Annotated in this window: 10 protein-coding genes; 5 read left to right on the top strand and 5 right to left on the bottom strand. The window is 64.9% G+C overall.

All coding sequences use genetic code 11. The features are described 5' to 3' along the window. The 4 genes from VB716_RS13715 to VB716_RS13700 all read right to left on the bottom strand — a co-directional run. The coding region (locus VB716_RS13715) for a Sua5/YciO/YrdC/YwlC family protein (RefSeq protein WP_323270761.1) at positions 1-1,954 on the bottom strand (1,954 nt) is incomplete at its 3' end. Further along, entirely contained in the window at positions 1,938-2,708 is a 771-nt protein-coding gene (gene hypB / locus VB716_RS13710; protein ID WP_197153907.1) for a hydrogenase nickel incorporation protein HypB, read from the bottom strand. The genes VB716_RS13715 and hypB, both read right to left, overlap by 17 nt. Positions 2,709-2,897: 189 nt before the next feature. Beyond that, positions 2,898-4,442: an IS1182 family transposase gene (locus tag VB716_RS13705; RefSeq protein WP_322757299.1), complete on the bottom strand. Its 1,545-nt coding sequence runs from the start codon at positions 4,440-4,442 to the stop codon at positions 2,898-2,900. 204 nt (positions 4,443-4,646) lie between these two features. Continuing rightward, complete coding sequence (locus VB716_RS13700; RefSeq protein ID WP_323247816.1) at positions 4,647-5,291, bottom strand: protein phosphatase; 645 nt, start codon at positions 5,289-5,291, stop codon at positions 4,647-4,649. Positions 5,292-5,732: 441 nt separating this feature from the next. On the opposite strand from VB716_RS13700, the gene VB716_RS13695 reads away from it, so the two are divergent. Together VB716_RS13695 and VB716_RS13690 are read left to right on the top strand one after the other, a co-directional pair. Then, positions 5,733-6,173, top strand: a complete 441-nt coding sequence (locus VB716_RS13695; RefSeq protein ID WP_322757477.1) for a 23S rRNA (pseudouridine(1915)-N(3))-methyltransferase RlmH — start codon at positions 5,733-5,735, stop codon at positions 6,171-6,173. Positions 6,174-6,383: 210 nt separating this feature from the next. After that, positions 6,384-7,445: a transglycosylase SLT domain-containing protein gene (locus VB716_RS13690; protein ID WP_416238118.1), complete on the top strand. Its 1,062-nt coding sequence runs from the start codon at positions 6,384-6,386 to the stop codon at positions 7,443-7,445. A gap of 18 nt (positions 7,446-7,463) precedes the next feature. Here VB716_RS13690 and VB716_RS13685 read toward each other — a convergent pair whose 3' ends face one another. Continuing rightward, positions 7,464-8,354, bottom strand: a complete 891-nt coding sequence (locus VB716_RS13685) for a GNAT family N-acetyltransferase (protein ID WP_197169681.1) — start codon at positions 8,352-8,354, stop codon at positions 7,464-7,466. Between the two features lie 109 nt (positions 8,355-8,463). Here VB716_RS13685 and VB716_RS13680 point away from each other — a divergent pair, with 109 nt between their 5' ends. From VB716_RS13680 to VB716_RS13670, 3 genes are all read left to right on the top strand, one after another. Further along, positions 8,464-9,042, top strand: a complete 579-nt coding sequence (locus VB716_RS13680; protein WP_323270760.1) for a DUF4334 domain-containing protein — start codon at positions 8,464-8,466, stop codon at positions 9,040-9,042. Positions 9,043-9,073: 31 nt separating this feature from the next. Continuing rightward, complete coding sequence (locus tag VB716_RS13675) at positions 9,074-10,066, top strand: diguanylate cyclase (protein ID WP_322757479.1); 993 nt, start codon at positions 9,074-9,076, stop codon at positions 10,064-10,066. Positions 10,067-10,177: 111 nt separating this feature from the next. Beyond that, a complete protein-coding gene (locus tag VB716_RS13670) occupies positions 10,178-10,759 on the top strand; it encodes a hypothetical protein (RefSeq protein ID WP_322757480.1) in 582 nt (193 codons plus the stop codon). Positions 10,760-10,796: the final 37 nt, after the last annotated feature.

Genomic DNA, 10,796 nt, shown 5'->3' with positions numbered 1-10,796 from the left:
GCAGGCCAAGTGCCGCCCGGCGCGGCTCGGCTCTGGCCCGATCTCCACCGGGCAGGGGGAACGGCCGCAGGCTGGCCAGTCGCCGCCAGCGCAGCAGCGGTTCCGCTGGATTCCGGGCCGGTTTCCCTGCAGGATGCAGCCCAGGCTTTGCGGCCGGATCGATCGCAGGTCCACCGGCTTCGAGCAGCAGCAGTTCGCAGCCCCAGAGGGGCGCTGCAGGCGCACTGCCGGATGCGGGCTCGGAGCCTGATCCAACCCCGAGGCCGAGGCCGTCGCAGACCAGCAGCAGCAGCGGCGCCTGCTCCAGGCAGGCCGCCAGGCCGTGTTCGGCCACCACCGCCAGGCCATGGGCCAGATGGTGCGGCACCGGGCACAGCCGCACGCTCTCTGCCAAGCCCTGGCCCGGTGAGGCCGTAGCCACCAGATCAGCGGCGATCTGGTGGCTGCGGTAATCCGGATGGCTGTCGCAGAGGAGCGTGAGCGGCGGCCCCTTCGACGCCGGCCGGACGCTCACCATCTCCGCCGCCGCCTGCCGCAGACGCCGGCTCTGGCGAGGATTGTCGAGATCGCCCAGATGGGGTGCCAGCCACACCTGCCCGTCCCTGGCGAGGGCCGGCGCACATTTGAGATCGCCGCCCAGGGCCAACCGCACCTCCCCTATGGCCATGGGTGGCGTTGCCGTGATCGGCAGGGCTTCGGGGGCGTAGCCACGGCCGCGACGCAGCAGCACCGGTCGGCCCTCGATCAGCTGCAGCACCGAATCGTCCAGGGGCCGGACGATCGGCCGGTTGTGCACCAGGAAGGCATCGGCGATGCCGGCCAGCCGGTCCACCGCCTCAGGAGGCGCGATACAGAGTGGCTCGCCACTGCGGTTGCCGCTGGTGGCCACCAAGGGGTTACCGAAGGCCGCGGCAAGCAGGTGGTGCAGCGGTGAAGCCGGCAGCATCACCCCCAGGCACGGACTGCCCGGCGCCACCGCCTCGGGCAGCGCTGGTTCCTGGCGGCCACTGGCGTGGGCCCGGCGGCCCCCGTGGCGCCGCAGCAAGACGATCGGGGCCGCCGCACTCTCCAGCACCGCCCGCTCCGCTGGTGTCAGCTGAACCAGGGGCTCGATCCAGCTGGCGGAGTCCACCAGCAGGGCAAAGGGCTTATGGGGCCGCTGTTTGCGTTGCCGCAGCCGCTGCAGCGCCGCTGGATCAGTGGCGTCCACCAGCAACTGGAAGCCCCCCACCCCTTGCAGGGCCAGGATGCCGCCGCGGCGCAGCACCGCCACGGCAGCGGCGATCGCACCGCTGGTTCCCTGACATCCACGACCTGAATCCTCCGTGGGTTGGCTGCCATCGGCAGGCCAGAAGGCCAGCCGGGGCCCGCAGGTCGAGCAGCCGGTCGTTTCGGCATGGAAGCGGCGGTCGCTGGGGTCGTCAAACTCCCGCTGGCACGCCTGGCAGAGCGGAAAGCCGGCCAGGGTGGTGTGGGCACGGGCGTAGGGCTCGGCGGTGGCGATGCTGTAGCGCGGCCCGCAGGCGCTGCAGCTGATGAAGGGATAGCCGTGGCGGCGGTTGGCGGGTTCGTTCAGCTCCGCCAGGCAGGCGCGACAGGGGGCCTGGTCGGCGGCCAGGGCCGGCGCGAACAGGCTCTCCTTCAGCCAGTGCGGCGGCTGATGCCCGAGCCGGATTCCCCTGGGGTCGCAGCCTGGTGCGGGGGGCGGGCCCCAGTGGGGTTGAAGCGACTCCAGGCGAGCCGGCGCGGGTAACTCCCTGGGCAAGATTTCCAGAAAGCGCTCCAGCGCCGAGCGACAGCCACTGAGCTGCACCACCACCGCGCCGCTGTGGTTGTCCACCACGCCACAGAGATCCAGGGCGGTGGCGAGGCGGTGCACGCAGGGCCGGAAGCCCACCCCCTGCACCACCCCGTGGCAGTGGAGGGTGAGCGTGGCCTCAGGGGCGGGCGCCATGGAGCCGGGCTGGGGCCGTGCCGGCAGACAGGTCAGCGCCCCATGGCACAGAAGAACCGCGCAGGGCGGCCAGCAGAGCGTCGACTCCGGCGCCCGTCCGCGCCGAGACCTCGAGCACGGTTGCCGCCGGTGCCACCTGGCGGATGTGGCGATGCAGCAACGGCAGGTTCACCCCCACTGCTTCCGCCAGATCGATCTTGCTGATCAGCACCAGATCGGCAGCCACGAAGGTGGCGGGGTACTTGAGCGGCTTGTCCTCCCCCTCGGTCACCGAGACCAGCACCACCCTTAGCTGCTCGCCCAGGTCGTAGGCGGCGGGGCAGACCAGATTGCCGACATTCTCGATCAGCAGCAGCTCAAGCGTCTCCAGCGCCAGGCCATGGAGGGCGCGGTGCACCATGGAGGCGTCGAGATGACAGGCCTGCCCGGTGGTGATCTGCACGGCGTCGAGGCCGACGGCACGGAGGCGCGTGGCGTCGTTGTCGGTAGCGAGATCGCCCACCACCACGGCCATGGGCACGGCGCTGCCCCAGTCACGACCGAGCCGCTCGAGCAGGGCCGTCTTGCCGGCGCCAGGGGAAGACAGCAGGTTCACCGCCCGCACACCGGCTTGAGCGAACCATTTGCGGTTGGCAGAGGCCTGGGCATCGTTACGGCCCAGCAGCCGAGCAGTTAGCGGCAGGGTGACCACCGAAGGAGCAATCAGCGCCTGGGTGCCGGTGCCGATCTGGTTGCAATGACAGTCAAGGCACATGACTCAAGACTCCGCACTCCATCACCGGAAGCTAGGAGTTTGTCGCCCATACCGCCCGGCCAGGCGAGTGCAGCGAACACTGCGTCCGCAGACCGGATCTATCCGGTGCCGCAGGCTTCTCGTCCTATTGACCATCGCGATGGTGCTGATTCGTCTCTGACCAACTTGGCCAGACAGGGGCATTCCCCCTCAGCCTGTCGCTGCCGCCAGCCCCGGCTGCTGTGATCGTCTGTAGCGGAAAAGCTTGAGCAGGTTGTGTGTCGCAGCGATCAGGTGCCATTCGCCGTCGACCTTCTGCAGGCCTCGCAGCAGGAAGCGCCGCAGGCCTCTGGCTTCCTTGATCTGACCGTTCACCGGTTCCACGATCGCTTTGCGCTGGGCGTAGATCTTTGACCCCTTCTTGCTTCTGAGCTTGCGGGCCATCCGGGTTTTCTCATCGGCATCTTTGGGCAGCGGTCCGCGTTTCGGCGGTGGTGGCTTGCCATGGGGCAGGCGGCCGGTGGCGATGTAGGCGTCGATGCCCTGATCAGCGCAGGTCTTGGCGTTGTCCTCGCTCCAGTAGCCCGCATCCAGCGTCATCACATCCGGCAACGCCCCGGCATGGCTTGCGATGCGCTCCAGCATGGGTTTGAGGTGCTCGACATCCGGCGCCTGGTTGCTGACGCCCACTGCCACGATCACTTGGTGGTCGCTGTCCACCGCCACCTGGCAGTTGTAGCCCTGCAGATAGGTGCCGCCGGACTGCATCAGATGGCTGTCGGGATCTGTGAAATTGCGCTGGGTTCTGGCGGTTGGTGTGCCGTCAGCTTTGCGGGCCAGTCCCCGGCGTGGCATCGCGTCAGGGTCGAGCGGTTCGAGATCGACGTCCATACCGGCGATCTCGGCCACCTCGATCGCGTTCTCGATGGCGGCTCGGGCCTTGGCGGCGGCTGCCTCAGCCTTCTTGTTCAGGGCAACCTGCTCAGCGGCCGGTGCTTCTGCTTCCTTGGCGGCGTCAGCCTGGGCTCTGGCCTTATCGGCCTCCTCCTGCCGTTGACGTGCAGCCGCAGCGGCGGTCTCGGCTTCCATCTGCTTGCGGGCCTGGCGGATCCGCTCCAGGCGGCTCTGCTTGTGGCGCAGCTCCTCAGGCAGATCACTGCCGCGCTTGCCCTTGCCGTAGCGCTTGTCCTCCTGGGCATCCAGGATTTCGGCCTTGCGCAGCAGGGCGCTGATCTCCTTCTCCAGCTCTTTCTCCGCCCTGAGCATCCGCTCATGGCTCATCGCCTTGTGCTTGCTGGCATTGGCCTGCACCTTGGTGCCGTCGAGGGCCATATGGCCCAGGCTCACCATCCCCGCGATCTGGCAGAGCCGCAGGATCTGAACAAACAGACCCTTGAGCGCATCGAGATTGCGGCGGCGAAATTCACTGATGCGGCTGTGATCGGGCTGCTGATTGCCGGTCAGCACCCGGAAGGCCAGATCCTCGTAGCAAGCGCGCTCAATTTTGCGGGACGACACCGTCCCCACGCAGTAGGCGTAGAGCAGCAACATCGTCATCATCCGCGGGTCAAACCCCTTCTCCCCGCGGGGATCCTTGGCCTGAGCGGGAATCAGGATCTCCGAGAGATCCAGCTCATCCACCAGATCCAGCAGGAAATACACCTGATGGTCATCGGCCAGCCACTCACGCGGCGAGGGAGGCAGCAAGGTGGTCTGATCCGGCTGCCAGGGGCGAAAGGTCTTGCGTTTCTGCATGCCCCATTCTCTCGTCCAGATCTATTGCAGTCACTGGGATCTGGGCAGATTTATGGGCGTCTGTGGAGTGTCGCGCGTGGTTCTATGAGCGACAGGCTCCTAGGCAGGATGGAAGGGAACGACAGCCCATCTCATCGTGGAGGGAGGCGTCTCGGCGACAGCTTCGACACCATTGACCAGCCGCGACCAGCTGGATGTTGGCAGTCAGCGAGGGCGACGGTTGCGGTTGGGTTCCAGTGGGCTGAAGTCAATTTCATCGACTGCCGTCGCCATGGCATTGGCCTCAAGACACGCCGGCAGGAACATATACCAAGAGAGCAGAGAGGTGCACTGCTCACTCCCCTCGCACCGCAACTCGGCGCAGACATTCTGAACACCGTCGTAACCACCAAGCCGGGCGAGCCGGAAGTCCGTGGGGAGAGTGGCCAGGATTCCAGCGGCAGAGATCTCGCCATCAGCGGCATCAGCGAGAATCGCGGAACGCAGGGCTTCAACGCGATGTTCGCTCAGGCTGGCGTAAGGGATGTAGCTACGAGTCTGATTCTTGAGAAAGATCACACCGGGCTCGGAGTTGAGGAACCGGGCAAGGCCTGCGACATCGACCGAATAGAGACGAAGGAAACCGGCACGAACCTCGTCCGCCGTCCATCCAGACTTGCGCACAAGGGAGGCAATGCCGCGATCCGAAGTCCGGCCATCCCTGAGAAAAGTCTCAAAGTCTTCGCGGTCACTGCTCCATACCCCAGAGCCAGTACTCAGGCGAACAGGCACGCCAGAAAGGGCCGGACTTGCAGGAAAGTAACTGGCAACGACGAGTAGAGTTGCAATCCAGAATCGCGAGCCGATCACAGAGGAGAGTCAAGAGCGCTGGTCTACCTTTGCACAAAATTAGCCAAAGGCAACCCCGTCCCTGGAGCGCCGCAGCGATTCTTGTGACTTGGCAAGCCCGAGATCTGGGCCGTCGCGAACGGGTCGGTCAACGATCTGAATCGTTGTTGAATATGGGCATTGACTCAGAGGATTCAATGCTCTTCACGGAGCCTGATTGATTCGCCCTTTTGATCATCGGAACAAATCTGGCTGGCATCTGACTCTTCTGCTCTCTCGATGTTGCCATACTGATGCTGTGGTCTCCGGCACAGCGGCCTGCTTCGTCTGTATCAGTGGGCATGTTTATCGTTGCCAACATGTGACTTCCTCTCAAGGCACGGCTGTGTTCAGAGAACGTCCGCGTCCGCGAAATCGCTGGCTGGCAGTAACGTCTAGGTTGATGATCTATCCCTTGGCGCCATGGTGCTCAACCCCTCCCGATTGCGGGTGATCGCCGTGGGCAAGATCCGTAAGCCCTGGATTCGCGAAGGATTAGAGACCTATCGCAAACGGCTGCCCGGATTGGTGATCCATGAAGTGAAGGATTCGATCCCCGCCCGTGAGCGGGATCAGATCCTCGCGATCCTGCAACCGGAGGAAATCATGCTGGCTCTCAGTGAAGAGGGCAGCGCGCTGGATTCCATCGCTTGGGCCCATGGTCTCGATGCCATGGCCTCGGGCCGGATCGCTTTCGTGATCGGCGGAGCCTTTGGACTGGATGCTGACCTGAAGGCAAGGGCGCACAGGATTCTCAGCCTCTCGCCGATGACGTTTCCCCACGAGCTGGCACGACTTATTCTGATCGAGCAGATTTATCGTGCCCAGAGCATTCTCCAGGGCAGTCCATATCACAAGGCCTAGCGTCCAAGCTTCTGGACGTTGACCTTCACGACAGCAGGAAGTCATCCACTGCGAAAGCCTGGGGGTCGATCCCCGCCCATCCCATCACCCTCAGGCCTGGCCGACCCAGAGGGAGTCGAAGAAGAGTGGACGACATTCCGGCCATCAAGGACGTGGGGGTGGGGGTGCTGCTGCCGATAGGGTCGCCATGGTGCAATCGCCCCATCCTCCATGCGGCAGCCTCTGCGTCGGTTCCTGTTTCTGTTGCTGGGCGGACTGGCGTTGCTCGGTGGTGTTCAGCTCCAGCGACGGTTGCCTCACCACCTGGCGGCCATGGTTCCCGAACCAATGACGGACGTGACAACAGAGGATGCCCCCCCGGCTGTTGCACTGCCGATCGATCCTGCCCTGCCCCGGGCGGCGGATGGCCGCCACTACCCCCTGGTTCCGGAGACCCCCCAGGCGCTGGCCGACCTGTTGATGGCAGTGGAGGTGGCCCTTCGTTCGGACCACACCGATGCCTCTGATCTCCCGGCACTGGGCCATCAACAACAGGTCATCTACCGCACCCTGTCTCACCAGCCGCAACGGGCCGAGGCGGTGCGGAATCGACTCAGCGCCGATTGGCGAGGTGTGTTCGATCACCACCTGGCGGCGCGGCGCGAGTTTCTGGCCATGCACAGCGGGGGCCGCGGCTCGGCCACCTTGCCGGCCTGGCGGATCATTGCTCCGGAGCCGGCGGAGGCGCTGTTGCGCTACTACCGCGAGGCGGAAGCCGCCACGGGCATTGAGTGGGAGGTGCTGGCGGCTGTGAACCTGGTGGAAACGGGAATGGGCCGGATCGATGGGATCTCCGTGGCCGACGCGCGGGGCCCGATGCAGTTCCTGCCCACCACCTGGGCCGAACCCGGGATCGGCAAGGGTGACATCCGCAATCCCCACGATGCCATCGGAGCGGCGGCCCGCTATCTGGTGCGCCGCGGTGGCCTCAAGGACATTCGTCGGGGGCTTTGGGGGTACAACAACAGCGACAACTACGGGCGCGCCGTTCTCCACTACGCCGCCCTGCTGCGCGACGATCCGCGCGCCTTCACCGGTCTGTATCACTGGGAGATCCACTTCAATTCCGCGCTTGGAGATCTGTGGCTTCCCGTGGGCTACAACCAGACCCAACGGCTGCCGGTGGCCGCCTATCTGCGCCAGATGCCAGCCAGTGCCCCGCCCTTGGGCAGTCAAACCAATGGGCAGGGAGTTCCCCCAGCAGCGAGGCAGCCGTGTTGCGGACAACCGTGATCCATCCTGCCGAGCCGATCAGCCGAGCTCCAGACAGGCCAGCCCGAAGACTTCCTCAAGCGGGAGCTGCGGACGTGGTCCGCGATACATGCGCAGGGTCTGTCCCACCCTGTCGAAACCGAGTCCCGCCAACAACTGCGCTGCAGCGGCATTGACCTGGGGGGCATCGATCAGCACCTGCCCCGGGTGTTCCAGGAGCAAGCCACGGAGCAACCCCTCTGCCAGTGCGGGCGTGTCCGCGATCAACGGACCCACGCGCCAGCCTTCTGAGGTGGGCAACAGGCAGGGCCTGATCCGCCCGAAGCCATGGCAGCAGCCCTGCCCATCGATGAGGGCCCGCACTGTTCCGGCTGGATGGTGCAGCCAGTCGCGCAGGAAGTGAGGGCGGGGGCTGGGGGCGTGGCGCGCGTCGTAGGCCACCACGGCTGCGTCGTGAACAGCGTCAGCGCCCACCAGCGCAAGCGCCGCCCCAGTCCCTTGCCGCCACCGTGCGGAAGGTTTCGGTTGTCCTGCCGACAGGAGGCTCCAGCGACTGGTCGGAGAGGCGGCATGGAACCCCCAGCCGGCGTAATCAGCAATGCGATCGGTGGCGGCCTCCAGGCCGATGCAGGGCACGTCGGCCAGATGGTGCATGGCATGGCGCCAGAGCTGCAGTCCATAGCCCTGGCCACGCCAGGCTGGTCGGACCAGGAACAGACCGATGAATCCGTAGGCGCAGTTGTAGCGCACCCCCGCGATGCAGCCGATCGGCTCTTCTCCCAGCCAACCCAGCCACAATCCCTGCCGGTCGGTGTGGCGGTAGATCGCCACATCTCCCTGACCAGGTGCAAAGCCTTCGGCGCGAGCCCAGGCCGTCACATGGGCGATGTCGACCGGCCGCAAAGGGCGGATATCCAATCGCTGCTTCATCCACCTACCCTCCTCTTGACCGGACGGCCATGCTGCATCTCTGTCATTTCCTTGACGTTCTTCCGGCCCAGCGCCTGAACATCGACTCCCCCAACCTCTGAACACCGTTGTGACCGCAACCGCCAGCGCGCCAAGCGCGATTCTCGAGAGCCGCCAGGCCAGCACGGAAGACGCTCTGAACTGGTTCGATTCTCTGGCGCCGGTCGACGCTGCCGCCCTGATCGGCCTCTGGCGCGGAGCCGAGATTCGCACGGGTCATCCGATGGACGGCTGGCTCGAGGCCTCCGGTTGGTATGGCAAGGAGTTCGTGGATGCGGAAACGGTTCATCCGCTGCTGTTCCGGGGCGCTCGCGGTGGCATCGTGCGGGTAGTGCCCAACCCTTTGGCGATGCGAAGCCTTCGCCGGATGCCCTTTCTCAAGGCACCATTCTGGAGGCCGGCCCTGCAGATGACCACAGCCCTGCTGGCCACTCAGCACAGCTGTGCACGGCTGCGGATGGTGGAGTGCCGTGGGCAGGTGAGTGCCGCCATGGTCTACGACTCCCTCCCAATCATTGACTGCTTCCGCCGCATCGACAACGACCGCATCCTTGGGATCATGGACGAAAAGGGTGTGGCTCAGCCCTATGTGTTTTTGCTCGAACGCGACGTCTGTCCGTCCCGGTATCCGCAGCAACCCAGGCCCTAGAGACCGATCCGACCTGTAGGCATCTGATGTGATGTGCGACCCGCTAAACAGTCCGCAGCTGCCACCGCGGATTCTGATCGTCGACGATGAGCGGTTCAATCGTCAGCTTCTGACAACGGTGCTCCAGGACGAAGGCATCATCAGCACGGCTGGAGGCAGCGCTGAGGCGTTGGAGGCTGTCCGGATGAATCCACCCGATCTGATCCTTCTGGATGTCCGTCTGCCGGATATGGACGGCTTTGAGGTATGCCGCCGGCTGAAGAGCAATCAGGCCACCCAGGACATTCCAGTGATCTTCATTACGGCGATGAACAATCCGGAAGAGGAGGCCCGCGGCCTGCATCTTGGCGCTGTGGATTACATTACGAAACCCTTTAATCATACCGTAGTGAAAGCTCGGGTACGCACCCAGCTTCGACTGAAGCAGCAGGCCAACCTCCTATCACGCTATGCCTTCCACGATGCCCTCACTGGCCTGGCGAATCGACGAGCCTTCGACAGACTTGGGGAGCACGAATGGAACAGCTGCCAACGTCAATCCTTGCCCCTGGCGCTGATCCTGCTGGATGTTGATCACTTTAAAAACTACAACGACCATTACGGCCACGGGGCCGGAGACGATTGTCTGATCGCGATCGCTCGGTCCATGGCCTCGGCGGTGAATCGCTCCAGCGATCTGATTGCCCGTTATGGCGGCGAGGAATTTGCCATCGTGCTGCCGGAAACCGCACTTGCGCCCGCTTGCGCACTGGCGGAACGGGTTCGCCATAGCGTGGAGGAGCAACATCTGCCCCATGCGGCGTCCCCCACGGCCCCCCATGTGACCGTGAGCCTTGGCGTGGCCAGTCTGGTGCCCTCCGGCGGCAGCCGAATTCGAGACCTGATCCTCCAGGCTGACGATTGCCTGTACCGGGCCAAGCGGCAGGGCCGTAATCGTGTCTGCTCCAGGGCCGGTGGTTCCAACTCAGAAGCCACAGCCGATGCCAAGGCCGAGAGCCTCCCAGCGATCGACACTCAGCCATGAGTTCAGAGCTGGCTGATCGGTTCGGGGCTTGGGGGTTCCCCGCCCTGGTCATCCTTCGGCGAAACCGGTCAGATTGGAACCATCCAGAAGCTCCATCGCCAAAGACGTCCGATGCCCTCCGCCATCCGGAACCCCATTCCCGGTCCGCTGCGTGGACTACGCCGCCGCCTTGGCCGGGTGCTGCTCGCCTGGGGAGAAGCCCTCGATCCGCCTCCACCCCCGACGGGTCCGGCGTCGTTGCCAGTGGGCTCCCTGACCAAGGCCATCTCGCCTGCCGCCGCCCAATGCCCTGCCCTGCGGGAACCGCTTTCGGTGGAGAACGCCGTTCTCAACAGGGAAATGACCGTACTCAAAAGGGAAGTGAGCGATGCCCTGGCCGCCCTCGCCGCAGCCCATGCGCTGGTCACATCGGCGCGCTTGGCTCAGGTGCAGGCCATGCGGGCTGAAGTCGACGATGGGGCTGCCTCAGCGGATGCTCTGATGGCCCTTGCCGCTGACTACCAGGGCTGGCAGAGCGACCAGGTCCGACTGTTTGATGCGCTGGGATTGGTGCTGCGCATGAAGGTGCCAACGGGCAATGTGCTTGATCAGGTGGATCCACGCCTGCACGAGCAGGCCCGTTCCCATCTCGAGGGCCTGTCTCTGGAATATCAGCGAGGCCTGTTGATGCAGCAGTTTCATCCGCCGGGTTGAGCCAGCGTGGGGTTAGGCATCAGCCTGCCGGTTGTCG

The organism is Synechococcus sp. CCY9201 (assembly GCF_034931105.1).
Lineage (GTDB): Bacteria > Cyanobacteriota > Cyanobacteriia > PCC-6307 > Cyanobiaceae > CBW1002.
The sequence above is the reverse complement of the archived record's forward strand: the minus strand, read 5'-3'. Positions and strand labels throughout refer to the sequence as shown.

Coding starts and splice junctions, on each gene's coding strand:
- VB716_RS13675 (WP_322757479.1), top strand. CDS start 9,074: ATGTGCGACCCGCTAAACAGTCCGCAGCTGCCACCGCGGATTCTGATC.
- VB716_RS13685 (WP_197169681.1), bottom strand. CDS start 8,354: ATGAAGCAGCGATTGGATATCCGCCCTTTGCGGCCGGTCGACATCGCC.
- VB716_RS13670 (WP_322757480.1), top strand. CDS start 10,178: ATGCCCTCCGCCATCCGGAACCCCATTCCCGGTCCGCTGCGTGGACTA.
- VB716_RS13705 (WP_322757299.1), bottom strand. CDS start 4,442: ATGCAGAAACGCAAGACCTTTCGCCCCTGGCAGCCGGATCAGACCACC.
- VB716_RS13690 (WP_416238118.1), top strand. CDS start 6,384: ATGCGGCAGCCTCTGCGTCGGTTCCTGTTTCTGTTGCTGGGCGGACTG.
- VB716_RS13695 (WP_322757477.1), top strand. CDS start 5,733: ATGGTGCTCAACCCCTCCCGATTGCGGGTGATCGCCGTGGGCAAGATC.
- hypB (WP_197153907.1), bottom strand. CDS start 2,708: ATGTGCCTTGACTGTCATTGCAACCAGATCGGCACCGGCACCCAGGCG.